Origin of the sequence: Methanobacterium sp. (assembly GCA_016222945.1) — an archaeon.
Classification (GTDB): domain Archaea; phylum Methanobacteriota; class Methanobacteria; order Methanobacteriales; family Methanobacteriaceae; genus Methanobacterium_D.
The window spans coordinates 49,950-64,764 of sequence record JACRPY010000006.1; the positions used below are offsets into that span (position 1 = coordinate 49,950).

Consider the following 14,815-nt stretch of genomic DNA (forward strand, 5'->3'; position numbering starts at 1 on the left):
ATTTATGATAGTTCATCATTAATACCAGTTATTCCATCTTTTTTAAAGTCGAAAAGAACTTCTTTTTGATTTTTATGAGTTATATAAAATTTTCTTTCTTCAATAATATTTCCAACAACTGCCGCTGTAATATTAACTTCTTTAAGTAACTCAATACATTCTGGTGCCGTTTTACTTCTAGCAGTTAAAACAAAACCTGCTCCAGGATATAATTTAAGCCATTGCTCCCAATCTACGGTTTCATTTCGTGGGATCTTTTCAATTTCAACAGTTGCACCTACACCAGATGTTTCAAGCAACATTCCCAGTGTGCCTAACGTTCCAGGATTACTTATGTCTTTACCGGATGTCACAAGTTTTTTCCTGCCTATCATGTTCATCACATCAATTTGGGCCTGAACAAGCTTGGAACTTTTCATTGTAGTTGTATCCCAATTTAAATTGAATTTTGGATGTAATTGGCCGTCAATGTCAATTGCAACTATAATTTCATCACCAATATTTGCATCGCAGCTTGTAATAATCTCATCTTTACCTACAATCCCGGTAATTGACACATCTAATGCGTTGTAAGGAGTATCGGGGTGTAAATGTCCTCCCACCATGGGAACACCGAATTTTTTAACTCCATCATTTATGCCTTCCATAATTTGATGGCATATTTCATCGTCAGGGGTTGATATAACGTTGGTCATTCCAATAGGTTTGCCTCCCATTGCTGCAATGTCGTTGACGTTAACTAAAACAGAACAGTAACCCGCCCAGTAAGGATCGGCTTCCATTAACTTTCCCCACATTCCATCTGCTGCAAGAAGAGCTAATTTCCCATCTCCAATGTCTATTGCAGATGCATCATCACCAAAACTTAAAATTGTTTTCCCTGCAATATTGTAGGTGTCCTTTAAGATGTCTGTTACATCTTTTATATGGTTTTTCCTTGTAATTCCTTCAAAATTCCTTAAAGAATCAATAAGTGTGGTTAAATCCATTGTCCACCTCAGTTTTCTTTTATTTTATAGTAAGTGGATGTATGGTTAATGATTTGTAGTATTTCATTTTTAAAATTTTCGATATTTTCTATTTCTATGATTTCTTCTTCATTAAAAAGCTCATGAAAGATTTTTTTACCAATAACATCGTCTAATCCATTTTCAAGTTCAATTATCAAAGATTCACTTGCTTTAAATCCTTTTTCAACAACTTTATCAATATCTCCATCGGTGATACCGATTATAGGCACATTAAATCTATATAAAATATCTCCCGCAACAAGTGTGGTATCATCACCAACTGTAACGACCATATCAACATCTTTTAATTTGTAAATATCCTCTGCTGCATGATCTAAAAATGCCACACAAAAATTATGGCTATTTCTACATGATTTAAGCACTCTAGGAGTGATTTCTGATCTTCTAAGTAATCCTGTTTTTATTATGGCTTTCTGGAGGTCTATTTTACCTAATTTTTTCACGCCGTGCTCTTTAAGGTCTCCTCCAATTATTTTGGTTATTAAACCATTTTCTGCAACTAAAATAACCTCAGATGAAGTGGATTTACCCACAACAATTCCATTAACAAATATATTTTCATTAGAAGAAACTCCGGCAATGCTTCTTTCAGTCTTAGTTACTTTATTAAATGCCATTTGTTCTTCAATTTCAAGGGGAGAAACTATTTTTAAGTTTAAAATCTCAGATATATCTTCTGCAAGTTTATTTAAGCTATTATCCCACGATATAATGCTTCCATCGGATTCTCCTGGCCTTTCAATTTGAATTAATGGAGGTTTACTCTTGCAATGATTGAATACTTTAAATCCAAAGGCATGGCCAGTTACACTGGATTTTCCATAATTAATTAGAAAAATAACATCACATTCGGGGGTGAACTTGTCAACTGATTCACTTGGAAGTAATTTTTGGCTTATATCAATTCTATCTTCAAGATGAGCATCATGCACCGCGGTTCTGCCCATTGTACCGCCAAGCCGTGCACTTACTTCGCCATAATCTCCAAGTAAGTTCAAAATTTTCTCTGCATAGCCAGAATCAACTATATAAGGGCCATGTACAACAACACCAATTTTCATTACCTAATTTTATGATGATTAATCTATTAAAATTATCGTTAAATTTGGTAAATTAAAAGAAAAAAGTCAATTAATTATTTTAATGCCAAAAATGCCTCTACTTTTTAGTTTTTATCCTCTTTTTCATAATTGGAGAACCACAGATCTCACAATCCTCAAACTGGTAGTTGTAAGAATATTTTTTTTTACAACCTTTACAAATTTTAACCCAATTATATATTTCTTTAATCCCGTCAGTTAAAATACTTTTATAACCTATATTTGCAGTTTTTAATGCATTTTGCATGGAATAATCATCAGTCATTACCACAGGCTTAAAACTATTCCTTTTAAATTTCAATGCAAGGGCAACAATACTTTTATCCACATCTGAAAGTCGTAGAATATCTCCAGAAGATTTAATTATTTTATCACATTCAATCAAATCTTCCATGTCAGGTTCTTCTATCTTAATTCTCCCCTCTTTCAAGGCAGTTTCTAATAATAAGCTTGATTTTAAGTCTTTAATTTCTAAAAGGGCACTACTTGTTGTAAAATTGGATTCTAATTTAGAATAAAAGCCACCTATGATTGAGGAGGCATCAAGTACAAATATTTTTTTATGCATAATTTATTTTCCTTTTTTTAAAATAATAAATATTTCTCATTTTTTAGAATAAATACAGGCGGAAAAACGGTTTTTAATACTAAACACAAAATGCTTATGTTATAAAAGTTATAAAATAGACATGTAGGGAGGGTAAAATAGAAAAATTTTCTTTAAGTTTTACAAATCAAAAACCGCCTTTGATTTGGACATGATACCCTCCCCGTTCCTAAATACTAATTTTAATGATTTTATGTATTTAAATCTTTTTATCTGGATTTAACCTTATTTTCATTATTGTAAAAATATATACAAAAATAAAAATAAAGTATAGAAAGTATATCAATTGCAAGATTAAATCCTAAATTAGATTATTAAACATAAATAGAGGATTATTTAAAAATTATTTTCATAGCGGTGATTTTATGAAAAGTAAAAGTATGGATGAGCATAAGAAAAAAGCTCCAAAATCTGTAAATTGTGCAGTTATAACTTTAAGCGACTCAAAATATAATGATTTTCTAAAACAGGATAATAATGACATCTCTGGAGGCATAATAAAAGATGCATTAAGCGAAAAACACAACATCGTGTTTTATTCAATCATACCTGACGATGCAGAACTCCTTTATTCAACAATTAATCAAATAACAGAAGATCATGAAGCTGATGTTATTATAACAACTGGTGGCACAGGAATTGGGCCTCGAGACATAACAATTGAAACTTTAAAGGAAATATTTGATAAAGAATTAAATGGATTTGGAGAAATATTTAGATATGAATCATATAAAGAACTGGGAACTGGGGCTATTTTAAGCAGGGCAACAGCAGGTGTTTATAATGGTGTATTAATAGTTTCAATGCCGGGATCGCCAAATGCAGTTAATTTAGGTTTAAAAATTGTATTGCCTGAGCTAGGACATCTTGTCAAACATTTAAAAGAATAGAACATGCCTATAATTTTTAAAAGAATTAATGCGTGAATGAATAAAAAAAGATTAATATATTTTATTTATTGAAGTCATTTATTGAAATTAAAGGTTCTAAAACAATTCCCTCATTTTTAAGATTTTCAATCGCACCTTCAGCCCTATCAACAACCACAACTGCCTTTTTAACCTTTCCGCCATTTTCTTCAAGGGCTTTAATGGCTTTTATAAGGGAATTACCAGTTGTAGTTACATCTTCAACCACAATTATAGAGTCTCCTTCTTTTAGTTCTCCTTCTATAAGTTGTGATGTGCCATATCCTTTTTTAGCTTTCCGCACCATTAGCATTGGAATTTCTGATTCAAGAGAAACTGCTGTGGCAATGGGAACGGCACCTAAAGCAGGTCCTGCTACTTTATTTATATTATCATCAATTATTTGGCTGGACACGATTATTGCAATGGCTTTAAGGATTTGAGGGTTGGTTATAGCCATTTTCATGTTAACATAATAATCGCTTTCTTTTCCAGATGAGAGTATAAATTTGCCAAATTTTACAACTTCTTTTTCTTTAAGGAGTTCTATGAGCTCGTTTTTTTTGTTTTTCATTATTCCTCACTTAATTAATTGGATTTTATGAATGAAGATTAATATTTACATAATTTTCTGTGGATTTATTTTACATTGTTTGCAAATACTATTTTTGAGGTCATAGCAGTTTATGCACACGATATTTCCACATAAGGAGCATGTATGCATTTTTCCTGGCTTCCCACATATGTTGCAGATCCCTATTACTTCCAAACAAACACCACAAAGGTATTATATGAAATAAAAAAATAGATGGGCTTTTTAAGGCTCCCGAACATGAAATGTTTGGTGCATAAAAACCTTTGGTTTTTATAACCCTAAATCTTGGGTTTCTAACCCTGGTTCGTCTATATGTTCTTTAAGGAGTATTTTGTCTCCTATTTGTTTAACCATCTCATAAGGAATAACATTTTCTTCCTTAGATATCCCAATACTTTCAGAAAAACTTCCTTTGTTTATTACGATTGCTTCAATCTTTTTAGTGCCTAGATTTACTTCCATATCTTTTACTTTACCAATAACAGTCGCTGAACTATCTAAAACTTCTTTTCCAATAATATCGTTGGCTACTCTCATTTTATCACCATTTTTTTTATATATCACCACTATTTTGTAGATAATGGTGACTTCACTTTATGGTTATTATTTACTAAGTTTTGCATGATATTTATATTTTTATATGTCATTTAAGGAGAATAATCACAAAAAATAATTTTTTAATTCTTTTTTTTAGTTTATAAGTGAAAATAAAGATTAAATTACTATTTTATCCTTAATTAAGCATTTTTAGTGATTTTTCCTATAAACCGAAAACTTTATATACTAAAAATAAAACATAGAACATATAACACAAAACATTTAAAATATCAAATTAAAGGTTGAGGAGTGAATGGGAGCAATAACAGTATGCATTCCTGATGAATTAGAAATTGCATTTCGAAGGATTACAAGACAAAAATACGGCGATAAACAGGGAAGATTATCTCGTGGAGCGGCTGAAGCTCTCTTTGACTGGTGCAGGAAGGAAGGATTTGAATACCAGCATCCAGAAGATGAAAACATTCCATGTGAATGATTTCAAATTCATCCTCTTAGATAAAATGAGGTTGAAGAAAATCAAATGATTTTCTGAACCACAAAAATTGAAAATTTTTGAGGTGATTAAATGATTGATTTAGGAATTCAAAATGGAAATGCAAATTTTAAAGATGAAGACTACGAAACAATTTATTTATCCCAGCTTGAACCTGAAAGTCAAATTACAGGCGAAATTTATCTATCTGAGATAAAAACAAAGGAACTAAAAGGAAACGAAATTCAACAGTTCTATTTAATAATAACAGACCACAAAAACAAACAAAAATGGGTATGTGGAATCACAACTTCAGCTTACACTAATGACGAAATAATTTCCATTTATGGAGAAAAAGGCGGTAGAGTTTACCAGTTAATTGATAGTTTAAGTCACGCTTTAAACGGCACTGAATTAGAGCATCTTGAGAGTTATTCAGTAGTTTTTGACACTTTAAGGAAAACTGTTAATGAAAAAGTGGAAAAAGTAACTGTAAAAACAGTCCAATCAAATAATCCTAATGCCAAAACTCCTAATTTGAGTGTAGTTAAAGCAAAAGCATTCGAACAAGAATAACTTGTTCGATGCATCAAAAAATAGCAAGCTATTTTTTGATAGCATTTGAAAAAGCATAGCTTTTTCTATGCAGCCAAAATAGTAGATTTTGGCAAGCATTCGAACAAGAATAATTTGTTCGTTATGTCAAAAAATAGCTTGCTATTTTTTGAAGGCATTTGAAGATGTGGAATAATCAATTATTTCTTTTATTTTTACTTAATTTAAAAACTAAAAATAGAAAAATAAGGAGTATTAAATTAAACTCCTTTAAATATTTTATCTAACTGTTCTTTTGCCTGTGGTTTAGTCAATAAGCTCACTACAACTGTAATTATAAAGGCTATTGGTAGTGCTATTACTATTGAATCAACTGTAGGCCATGGGGCAGTGGTTATAAGTATTGTTTTACCAGTAAGTGCCTTACAAATACCTAATGCTTCTGCTGATTTTTTGTATTCAAATACCAGCCAGAAAACACTTAGTAATGTTCCAATAACTAAACCGGAGATAACTCCTGCTTTGGTGGATCGTTTCCAGAATAGGGCAAATGCATACATTGAAAGAAATGCAGCTGCAGTTATACTAAACCAAATAGCGGTTCCAACTGCTATGATATTTGCTGGAAGGATCAATCCCAAAATAACAGCTATTACAACTGCTACAGTGATTCCTAATCTTGCAACTAATACTGATGATTTACCTTTTGTTCCAGTAACTGTTTCGTATATGTCACGACCTAAAGCAGTTCCTTGAACGTGGAACTGGGCTGAAAGGGTGGACATTGCTGCTGAAAGCAAGGTAATCATGAATAAGTATGCAAACCATAAGGGCATTGCTGCAGTGATAAATGCAGGAATTATCTTGTCTGCATTACCTCCGGCAACTTGCATAGCTATTTTTCCAACAGTATCAAAGAAGTACACATTAGATAATGCACCTACAATGAATGCTGTACCGGTCATCATGAATATGAATATTCCACCGATAAGTACAGCTCTGTTAAGCTCTTTGTTTGATTTTACTGTCATAAATCTTACTGCAAGCTGTGGCTGTGAGAGAACACCAATTCCCACTCCAAGTATAAGTGTACTAACCAACGTCCACCAGAATGGACTGCCCAATGCAGGCATTGATGTCCAACCCGTAAATCCTGTGGCAGTGGCAGCGGCCGTAGCATTGGAAGGAATTACATGTATTAAGTTTGTAAGGGCTTGATTACCGCCAGTTATTCCTCCGGTTAACCAGTAGATTGCACCTAATAAAATAACCATTCCTACAAACATGATTGTTCCTTGCAAGGCGTCAGTGTACATAACTCCCCGTATTCCTCCAAAAATTACATAGACAGCTACTATAATTGCCATTGCAATTAATGCTACGGTGTAATTTATTTGAAGAGTTGTTTCCACGAATCTGGCCATTCCAATTAAAACTACTGAAGCATATAATGGCATTCCAACGAATATAACTGCTCCAGAGAAATATTGGATAAATTTACTGTTAAAACGCCGTGATAAAAATTCTGGAAATGTTAGGGCACTTAAATTGTGTCCCATTTTCCTTGTTCTTTTTCCGAATAATACAAACGCTATAAAGATACCTACAAGAATATTTAAGACTGTAAGCCATAGAAGACCCATTCCATAGACTCCGGCTGTTCCACCAAAACCTACAATTGCCGCAGTACTAATAAACGTTGCACCATAACTTAAAGCCATAATAAATGGGTGGGTTTCTCTTCCTGCTACCATGTAATCATCAGCGCTCTTTGTACGTTTCCAGGCCACATATCCGACGTAACCCACCATTAAAAGGTATATTAAAACTACAATACTAAGCATAACTATGTTATCCATTTAATTCACAACCTTATCCTTCTTCATCCCATAATCCTAGTTCTTCTTCTTCCATCTTTTTTTCTTTTTTATGCCATTCCATTTCTTCTTTTATTTGTTCTTCTTCATCTTCGCCGCCTTTATTCCAGTTTAAGGCACCATAGATCACACATAAAAGCATGCTTAAAACACATAAGATGTATGCACTCCAGACCCATGGATCTTCTATTCCTAAGACCACTTTTTCACCTCCCTTAACCTGTTTGAATAATACACGATTAATAATTAAAGATTGGAGACTTTTATATTTATCTATTTCTTTTTTTTGATTAAAATTTGAAATAGTTATACATATTAACAGATTTAGTGTAAGATTTACAACTTTTATTGATTTTATAATAGGATTGTTTAATATAATAAAAATTAAAAAATAACTAATACATGAAACTATTAATTTATCTTTCAAAGTACTATAATAAAAATAAATAAAATTTTTTGATTATAATGTCAAAATAATTCTATATAATGGTGATAATAATGGATTTGACTGGAGAAGAAATTGAAATCCTTCAAGAGCAGATAATTATTGTTTATAAAGCTATAATTCGAAATAACTCGTATCAATCTGTTTTTTATAAAGGAATTGCTTTTAAACAACCTGAAACTGGAAGTAAACTTCTAAATAAACTTAACGAGATTAAAAGCCCAGAAGAAGTACTTAAAAAATGTATAGTTGAGTTAGAAGAGATAAAAGAAAATAAAAAATTAGAAGAAAAAGTGTTCTATGAAATAATTAAAAAACATGATTTAGAGGAGTTAAATGAAAAATATGGTATAAAAAGACCTGAAGATTTAGATAAGTTAGATATAAATGAATTGTTAGGATTGATCTAACATATGGTCTTTTAAAACGAGTTTATATCATTAATTCAGTTAAATCACTTGAAACTGAAAAGAGAAACCTGTCCTTTATCCTCTGAATTTTCATCTTCCTTTGGATTGTTGTCTTTCTCGTTTAATAAATCATTTTCAGATTTTTTAATCTTAGAAATTGTCTTTTTATTTTTGGATTTATGAATAACAGTGTTTTCATTTGATTTAGATATTGAAACTTTGCTATTTTTCACAGTTTTTACGTTTGTTTTTTTAGGTTTTTTAATTTTTCTAGACCTGAAAAGCTTTATTTCATCATCTTCAAGCCCAAAGTACATCATCATGTTATAAGCGAGCTCTTCATTTTGAAACATGATTTCAAAATATGGAAATTGGGAAATCGCAACTTTTTTAGATGTATGGAGCTTTTCAGCGATTTTTAAAGCAACTCTATCTTGTAAATCTCTTTTGCTCCTGTTTTTTGAAAGTATTGTATATACTGAAGAATTGGTGTATCTTGCAAATTTTTTGTAAGTGTCATCTTTAGAAAGTGCGACCCCTACACTCATGAAATCATAAGCATATTTCCAGTAGGTGTAAGCACGTGTTGAAAAAGCTCTTCCAAGATAAATATCGGCATTTGAAACCATTTCATATGCTTTTTCTATTTCATGTTTCTTTTCATATTCACGGGGAATGTTTTCTGTGATCATTTCCAGTAAGAGGGAAGGATTTGCTTCCACTTGCCTCATAGCATCTTTAATTCTAATTGGGTTTTTACTTTTTAATACGGTTCTAACAATATCAAAGATGGTTGACCGTTCATCTTTTGTGGATGTAAGTTCCAGGTCTTTTAAAGTGATTTTTTCTTTTCCCTGGGCTATTATTTCAAGATCGGTAATTGCAGATCGTAAATCTCCATTTGATCTTTTGGCCAGTGTCCTTAAAACATGTTCTTCAAAGTTTACTCCTTCTTTTACACATATCTTCTTTAAAAATGATAGTATTGAGTTTGTGTGAACTTTTCTAAGATTTATAACCTTACATTTACTTTTAAAGCTTTTAATTCTGTTACTGTAAGGGTCATTAGCCATCATAATAATTGGCTGCTGTCCTTCTTTTATTATTTTATTAATAGCTCTTGATCCGCCCCGATCATCATTACCATGAAGCCCATCAATCTCATCAAGGATTATTAACTTTAATCTGCCTCCAAAAAGGGTTTTTGAGGCTGATGCTTCACCTACAGTACTCATGATAATATCATATGACCTTTTATCACTTGCATTTAACTCAACAGAATCAGAAAATTCGCGTGCGATTAAATGGGCGAATGTAGTTTTCCCTGTTCCTGGGGGACCTACAAGAAGAAGGCATTTTTGAGGATTACTGTTGTTCCATTCTTCTACCCATTCAAGGATTTCTTTTTTTGCTTTTATATTTCCCAGAACATCATCAAAATTCTGGGGACGATATTTTTCTGTCCACAACATCTAATCTGCCTTTGCCTTTGATAAAAACTTGGTAAGAAGTGCTTCAAGCTGAATTCTGGGGTTTGATCCTTCTCTTATTCTAAAATCGTATTCACCAATGCTTTGAATTAGATCTACATACACATTTTCGTCTATCTTGTTTTCCATTGACATTCGTGAGATTTCTTGATAAATTTGAGTTATCATATCTTCTCCACTTGTACCCTGAATTACCATTACTTCTCTTAAAAGGTCTCTTGAACCTAAAAAATCTCCTCTCAATGCCATTTTCACTATTTTACGTACATCTTGAGGTTTTGCTTTAGATACAATTTCATGGATGCTGTCTTCTGTAATTTCATCAGTTGTAGATGCTGATGCTTGCAGAATGTTAATTGCTTTTCTGAGATCTCCTTCAGCAAAATAAACGATACTTTCTATGGCATTTCTTTTTATGTTCAAATTTTCTGCTTCTGCTACCTTTTCCAGTCTTTGAATTATTTGGTTTCCTTTAACTGGCGCAAATCTGAATATTGCACATCGAGATTGGATTGGATCTATAATTTTTGAAGAATAATTACATGAAAGAACAAATGAAGCGGTCTTAGTGTACATTTCCATTTCACGTCTAAGGGCGTGTTGTGCGTCCTTAGTCATGTTATCTACTTCATCAAGGAATACTATTCTAAATGGGGCTCCAACAGCTTTTAACCGGCAAAAACTTTTAATATTGGTTCTTACAGTTTCGATTCCTCTGGCGTCTGATGCATTAAGTTCTAAGAAATTCTGTTTCCAATATTCTCCTAAAATTGATTTTGCAAGTGCAATGGATGTTGTTGTTTTTCCAACACCTGCAGGTCCTGTAAACATTAAATTAGGCATGCTATGTTCGTTAACGTATTGTTTAAGTCTTTGAATTATATGATCTTGACCCACAACTTCGTCTAAGGTGCTTGGTCTATATTTTTCTACCCATGGTCCTTTCATTTAATCACCGTTAATGTATTATTTTTTTAATCTGTAAATTAAGTCAAAAAACGTGGAATTGAATCTTAATTTATACTAAATATAATGAGCAGTGGTTTTCAATCTGCATTATAGGTTTGTTAGAAAATAGGTATAAAATTTGTTGTTAATTATTTTTTGAGTAAAAAACTATTTTTTTAACAAATTATTTAAAGTGTAACGGGCATTATTTTTGAAGATTATGTCCATCTCATTGATTTTAGGCGGTTTTACAACTTTAATTATGCCAATTAACAGCTTTTTGATAGGAATGTTAATATGAAATATTAAATAGATATACTAATATGAAAAATAATTATGTTGGAATAGCTATTATACTTTTGATAATGGGGATAGTTGCATTTTCAGGTTGCACGCAAACTCAGCAAAATGTTCCACAGAACACAGTACTCATTCAAAATTTTGCTTTTAATCCAAACAACCTTACAGTAAAAGTAGGGACCACAGTTACATGGATAAATCAAGAATCTACCACACACGATGTTATAAGCGATGATGGAACATTTAGTAGCCCCCCTATAAATAATGGGGCTAATTACACGTTTACTTTCACTAAAGCTGGAGAATATCCTTATCATTGTGGAATACATCCGTCAATGAAAGCAAAGATAATAGTACAATGATGATAATCGGGTTTAAAGGGCAGATCTTATGTTAAGCGAAATAGCATATTATCCAATATTAGGGAAGCCATTAATTCTTTATTTGGGAATCATTACTCTTTCTTCATTCATAGCCACGGCTTTAATAGGATTGATGATATTTAGGGGTGTAAAGATTCCATTTAAACTGCATCCGACCTTTGCAATTATGTCATTAATTCTGGGAATAACTCATGGAACTTTAGCAATATCTGTGTATCTACAATAATTATCATTATTTAGATAATTTATTTTCATTGTATTTAAAAAATAGAATTATTGGAATAGTTCTGCAAGTTCTGGGTGGATTTTCTCTTTAATTCCAAGTTTATCCATTGCTTCACCATAAGAATCGCTGATAACTTTAAATTCAGGCCTTACTATTCCTCTAAATGCCCCATATCCCATTACTTTACCATAATTTTCAGTTATAATTTCAATTATCTTGCTAAAATTGTTTATAAGTACAGTTTCTCTTTCTTTTAGAGGTATATTTTCAGAATTTTCCTTTATTTTAACAAAATCCACTAATGAATTACTTTTTACGTCAACACCGTTTAAAAGGCTTTTACAGTCTTCAAGTGGTAAAAATTTTTTTATAAGGCCTCTTGCAGGGGATACTCCCATAATTCTACTTGCTCCAATAGACATTGCAAGAAATATGGATTCATATATATCTAAAATTAAATCAGATTTTTCTTTATCTCCAGAGGGTATTTTAACGTCTTCAGGTAATTTTGGAAATGAAATAGGGGGTTTAATAGTAGGTATGCTTCTTACAGGTTCCGGAATTTCTTCTTTTACAGGTTCTATTTCTTCTGGTTTTGCTTCAGATTCTATTTCAGGTTCGGCAATCTCTTCTTCAATTTCTTCTATTTTGATTTCATCTGAAACATCTGCAGATTCTTCAATTTCTATTTCAGCTTTTATTTCTTCAACTGGTTCTAATTTCTCTTCTGTAACTTCCACAGGGGTTTCTTCTTTAATTTCATCTGAAATATCGGAAGCTTCAATCTCAACTTCAGCTACACTTTCTGCAGCTTCAGCTTCTATAATTGCTGGTACTTCTGTTTTGGAGGTAACTGGAACCTTTTCTTCTGGAGGAGCTTCAATTATCTCTTCTATAGGTTCAATTGGAACCATATCTTTAGTTATTTCTACTATCTGCAATGCTATTCTTTTAGCTGAAACCATTACAAGTCCAACATTTGCTGATATTTCCATTAATACTATAAAATGTACATTTCCAAGATGTAAAAAGAGAGCTTTACCGCCATGTGATTCTACCAGCACCCTTTCAATCTTTCCTTGATTGGCAGATTTTAACAATCGTTTAGAGGAGCCAGTAATTACATGGGCCATCGATCCAAAAAGGGCGGTATCAGTTCCTCGTGACATGCTATGGTACATCACATTTCCATTACTATCAGCGATTAAACTACTTTCTATACCATTAATCTTGTTCAAATCACTTAGTATCCTTATTAATTGGTTTTCTATGTCTGCGTCCATATAACCACTTTTGATATTTAAATATATCAAGAATATATTTTTTAATATGTGTTAATGGTTCTTAAATATTATCTTAAAAATGAGCTATTTTGTGTATTTATTAGTAATAAAATAAAAAAAATTAATTAAAGGATAAAAAATTGAGAAATTTGTAGCTTATTAAGCTACAATAGGTGTCTTTTTAGAAGTTCTCCATTACTATCATGTATATCTACAAGTAATGGTGATTCTCCATTTATCATGTGGGTTGCACATGAAAGACATGGATCATATGCTCTAACAATCATTTCAAGCTGATTTTTAAGGCCTTCTGATACTTCTTCGCCTTTAATCATAGCTTTAGCTGTTTCTCTTACACCTATGTCCATTGAAAGGTTGTTTTGACCTGTTGAAACTATTAAGTTGGCACGGGTTATAAATCCTGCGGCATCTGTTTCATAATCATGAATCAGAATTCCTCTTGTAGCTTCGATCATTCCAACTCCTCTTTTGGTTTCGCTGGATTCTTTGGCTTCTTCTTTGGTCATTAATGGCTCTGAAAGTCCTTGTCTTATGTCGGTGCCAGTTATTGTATCGTCTTCTAAAAGTTGTACAGCTCTTTCTGATGCGTACATTAATTCTATTAAACGTGCATAGTGGTATAGGAGAGTATTTTGGGCAATTCCATACTTGTCTTTGTATTCTCCGAAGAGTTGTGATGCTTTTTCAGTTGGAATGTTTTCTGCAATATTTAATCTTGCGAGAGGACCTACTCTGTAGTTTCCTTCGGGGAATCCAATCTGTTTTAGATATGGGAATTTAAGGTAGGACCATGGTTGTACCTTTTCTTCGATATAATCTAAGTAATCCTTTGCTTCAAATTCATAAACAGATTTACCATCTTTGTCTATAATTTTTGCAGGACCGTCATATAATTCAATGTTTCCATTGTTACTTAAAGCACCGAAGTTTGTTTCAACAGGACCTAACATATCTATTGCTTCGCTGTATTGTTCAAATAATGGTTTTGCTACTCCAAATCCTTTTTCTACAAGTCCTACTGCGTTTTGGGCTTCTGTTAAAAGTTGGCTTCTTTCTTCTTCAGTTATTCCTTTGGATTGACCTCCAGGTATTGCTGTAACTGGGCTAATAGGTTTACCTCCAACTACTCCAGTTATTGTTTGTCCAATTTTCCGGGTTTCTATTGCCATTTTAGCAAGAGCAGGGTCTTTTTTTAAGATTCCTACAACATTTCTAAGGGCAGGATCGGATTCAGGACCCATTACTAGATCTGGTGCTCCAAGGAAATAGAAGTGAAGTGAATGTGAATGTATGTATTGGCCAAGTAGCATAAGCTCTCTTAATTTTTTAGCAGTTTCTGGTGGTTGCAGTCCAAATGCATGGTCTGTAGCTTTTGCAGCAGCTAAATGATGGGCTGTTTGACATATACCACATATACGTGGTGTAATTCGCGGTGCCTCTTCTAATGCTGCACCTTCAAGAAACTTCTCAAATCCTCTTATTTCCATAACGTGAAAGTGGGCATCTGAAACATTTCCAGAGTCATCTAATTGAACGGTGATTTTTGCATGTCCTTCAATCCGGGTTACAGGGCTTATTTCAATATTTTTCATAATTATCACCT

Annotated in this window: 17 protein-coding genes; 6 read left to right on the forward strand and 11 right to left on the reverse strand. The window is 32.5% G+C overall.

Annotated elements, in window-relative coordinates; genetic code table 11:
• Positions 1 to 2: 2 nt before the first annotated feature.
• The 3 genes from HZC47_09185 to HZC47_09195 all read right to left on the reverse strand — a co-directional run bounded on the left by HZC47_09185 (position 3) and on the right by HZC47_09195 (position 2,699).
• Positions 3 to 989, reverse strand: a complete 987-nt coding sequence (locus HZC47_09185) for a methanogenesis marker 2 protein (GenBank protein MBI5681053.1) — start codon at positions 987 to 989, stop codon at positions 3 to 5.
• 8 nt (positions 990 to 997) lie between these two features.
• Entirely contained in the window at positions 998 to 2,092 is a 1,095-nt protein-coding gene (locus tag HZC47_09190; GenBank protein ID MBI5681054.1) for a DUF2117 domain-containing protein, read from the reverse strand.
• A gap of 97 nt (positions 2,093 to 2,189) precedes the next feature.
• Complete coding sequence (locus tag HZC47_09195; protein MBI5681055.1) at positions 2,190 to 2,699, reverse strand: ribonuclease VapC; 510 nt, start codon at positions 2,697 to 2,699, stop codon at positions 2,190 to 2,192.
• A gap of 404 nt (positions 2,700 to 3,103) precedes the next feature.
• On the opposite strand from HZC47_09195, the gene HZC47_09200 reads away from it, so the two are divergent.
• Complete coding sequence (locus HZC47_09200; protein MBI5681056.1) at positions 3,104 to 3,628, forward strand: molybdenum cofactor biosynthesis protein MoaB; 525 nt, start codon at positions 3,104 to 3,106, stop codon at positions 3,626 to 3,628.
• A gap of 61 nt (positions 3,629 to 3,689) precedes the next feature.
• On the opposite strand, the gene HZC47_09205 is transcribed toward HZC47_09200, so the two are convergent.
• Positions 3,690 to 4,220 (reverse strand): orotate phosphoribosyltransferase, encoded by a 531-nt coding sequence (locus tag HZC47_09205; protein MBI5681057.1) that lies wholly within the window; start codon positions 4,218 to 4,220, stop codon positions 3,690 to 3,692.
• 291 nt (positions 4,221 to 4,511) lie between these two features.
• Positions 4,512 to 4,778, reverse strand: coding sequence for a PRC-barrel domain-containing protein (locus HZC47_09210; protein MBI5681058.1), 267 nt, complete (start codon positions 4,776 to 4,778; stop codon positions 4,512 to 4,514).
• A 313-nt stretch (positions 4,779 to 5,091) separates the two neighbouring features.
• Here HZC47_09210 and HZC47_09215 point away from each other — a divergent pair, with 313 nt between their 5' ends.
• Both HZC47_09215 and HZC47_09220 read left to right on the forward strand, forming a co-directional pair.
• Positions 5,092 to 5,277, forward strand: coding sequence for a hypothetical protein (locus HZC47_09215; protein MBI5681059.1), 186 nt, complete (start codon positions 5,092 to 5,094; stop codon positions 5,275 to 5,277).
• Positions 5,278 to 5,367: 90 nt separating this feature from the next.
• Positions 5,368 to 5,850 carry a hypothetical protein gene (locus HZC47_09220; GenBank protein MBI5681060.1) on the forward strand — a complete coding sequence of 161 codons (483 nt, stop codon included), beginning with the start codon at positions 5,368 to 5,370 and terminating at the stop codon, positions 5,848 to 5,850.
• A gap of 239 nt (positions 5,851 to 6,089) precedes the next feature.
• On the opposite strand, the gene HZC47_09225 is transcribed toward HZC47_09220, so the two are convergent.
• Complete coding sequence (locus HZC47_09225; protein MBI5681061.1) at positions 6,090 to 7,688, reverse strand: sodium/solute symporter; 1,599 nt, start codon at positions 7,686 to 7,688, stop codon at positions 6,090 to 6,092.
• Positions 7,689 to 7,701: 13 nt separating this feature from the next.
• Positions 7,702 to 7,908, reverse strand: a complete 207-nt coding sequence (locus tag HZC47_09230; GenBank protein MBI5681062.1) for a hypothetical protein — start codon at positions 7,906 to 7,908, stop codon at positions 7,702 to 7,704.
• Positions 7,909 to 8,204: 296 nt separating this feature from the next.
• Between HZC47_09230 and HZC47_09235 the strand changes: the two genes are divergently transcribed.
• On the forward strand, positions 8,205 to 8,561 hold the full coding sequence (locus tag HZC47_09235; protein MBI5681063.1) for a hypothetical protein: 357 nt from the start codon (positions 8,205 to 8,207) through the stop codon (positions 8,559 to 8,561).
• Between the two features lie 44 nt (positions 8,562 to 8,605).
• Here the strand turns inward: HZC47_09235 and HZC47_09240 are convergent, their stop codons facing one another.
• Both HZC47_09240 and HZC47_09245 read right to left on the reverse strand, forming a co-directional pair.
• Positions 8,606 to 10,033, reverse strand: coding sequence for a replication factor C large subunit (locus HZC47_09240; GenBank protein ID MBI5681064.1), 1,428 nt, complete (start codon positions 10,031 to 10,033; stop codon positions 8,606 to 8,608).
• Positions 10,034 to 10,999 (reverse strand): replication factor C small subunit, encoded by a 966-nt coding sequence (locus tag HZC47_09245; protein MBI5681065.1) that lies wholly within the window; start codon positions 10,997 to 10,999, stop codon positions 10,034 to 10,036.
• 365 nt (positions 11,000 to 11,364) lie between these two features.
• Here HZC47_09245 and HZC47_09250 point away from each other — a divergent pair, with 365 nt between their 5' ends.
• Together HZC47_09250 and HZC47_09255 are read left to right on the forward strand one after the other, a co-directional pair.
• The gene (locus HZC47_09250; GenBank protein ID MBI5681066.1) at positions 11,365 to 11,661 is read left to right on the forward strand and encodes a cupredoxin family copper-binding protein; all 297 of its coding nucleotides are present in this window, start codon (positions 11,365 to 11,367) and stop codon (positions 11,659 to 11,661) included.
• Between the two features lie 28 nt (positions 11,662 to 11,689).
• Positions 11,690 to 11,908, forward strand: coding sequence for a hypothetical protein (locus HZC47_09255; protein MBI5681067.1), 219 nt, complete (start codon positions 11,690 to 11,692; stop codon positions 11,906 to 11,908).
• Positions 11,909 to 11,955: 47 nt separating this feature from the next.
• Here the strand turns inward: HZC47_09255 and HZC47_09260 are convergent, their stop codons facing one another.
• Both HZC47_09260 and HZC47_09265 read right to left on the reverse strand, forming a co-directional pair.
• Positions 11,956 to 13,191 carry a roadblock/LC7 domain-containing protein gene (locus HZC47_09260; protein ID MBI5681068.1) on the reverse strand — a complete coding sequence of 412 codons (1,236 nt, stop codon included), beginning with the start codon at positions 13,189 to 13,191 and terminating at the stop codon, positions 11,956 to 11,958.
• A gap of 164 nt (positions 13,192 to 13,355) precedes the next feature.
• Positions 13,356 to 14,804, reverse strand: coding sequence for a Ni/Fe hydrogenase subunit alpha (locus tag HZC47_09265; GenBank protein ID MBI5681069.1), 1,449 nt, complete (start codon positions 14,802 to 14,804; stop codon positions 13,356 to 13,358).
• Positions 14,805 to 14,815: the final 11 nt, after the last annotated feature.

What these genes read in the sequence shown, in the direction of transcription:
- HZC47_09235 (MBI5681063.1), top strand. Translation starts at nt 8,205, where the DNA reads ATGGATTTGACTGGAGAAGAAATTGAAATCCTTCAAGAGCAGATAATT.
- HZC47_09195 (MBI5681055.1), bottom strand. Translation starts at nt 2,699, where the DNA reads ATGCATAAAAAAATATTTGTACTTGATGCCTCCTCAATCATAGGTGGC.
- HZC47_09220 (MBI5681060.1), top strand. Translation starts at nt 5,368, where the DNA reads ATGATTGATTTAGGAATTCAAAATGGAAATGCAAATTTTAAAGATGAA.
- HZC47_09190 (MBI5681054.1), bottom strand. Translation starts at nt 2,092, where the DNA reads ATGAAAATTGGTGTTGTTGTACATGGCCCTTATATAGTTGATTCTGGC.
- HZC47_09260 (MBI5681068.1), bottom strand. Translation starts at nt 13,191, where the DNA reads ATGGACGCAGACATAGAAAACCAATTAATAAGGATACTAAGTGATTTG.
- HZC47_09215 (MBI5681059.1), top strand. Translation starts at nt 5,092, where the DNA reads ATGGGAGCAATAACAGTATGCATTCCTGATGAATTAGAAATTGCATTT.
- HZC47_09255 (MBI5681067.1), top strand. Translation starts at nt 11,690, where the DNA reads ATGTTAAGCGAAATAGCATATTATCCAATATTAGGGAAGCCATTAATT.
- HZC47_09225 (MBI5681061.1), bottom strand. Translation starts at nt 7,688, where the DNA reads ATGGATAACATAGTTATGCTTAGTATTGTAGTTTTAATATACCTTTTA.
- HZC47_09210 (MBI5681058.1), bottom strand. Translation starts at nt 4,778, where the DNA reads ATGAGAGTAGCCAACGATATTATTGGAAAAGAAGTTTTAGATAGTTCA.
- HZC47_09200 (MBI5681056.1), top strand. Translation starts at nt 3,104, where the DNA reads ATGAAAAGTAAAAGTATGGATGAGCATAAGAAAAAAGCTCCAAAATCT.
- HZC47_09245 (MBI5681065.1), bottom strand. Translation starts at nt 10,999, where the DNA reads ATGAAAGGACCATGGGTAGAAAAATATAGACCAAGCACCTTAGACGAA.
- HZC47_09205 (MBI5681057.1), bottom strand. Translation starts at nt 4,220, where the DNA reads ATGAAAAACAAAAAAAACGAGCTCATAGAACTCCTTAAAGAAAAAGAA.
- HZC47_09265 (MBI5681069.1), bottom strand. Translation starts at nt 14,804, where the DNA reads ATGAAAAATATTGAAATAAGCCCTGTAACCCGGATTGAAGGACATGCA.
- HZC47_09250 (MBI5681066.1), top strand. Translation starts at nt 11,365, where the DNA reads ATGGGGATAGTTGCATTTTCAGGTTGCACGCAAACTCAGCAAAATGTT.
- HZC47_09185 (MBI5681053.1), bottom strand. Translation starts at nt 989, where the DNA reads ATGGATTTAACCACACTTATTGATTCTTTAAGGAATTTTGAAGGAATT.
- HZC47_09240 (MBI5681064.1), bottom strand. Translation starts at nt 10,033, where the DNA reads ATGTTGTGGACAGAAAAATATCGTCCCCAGAATTTTGATGATGTTCTG.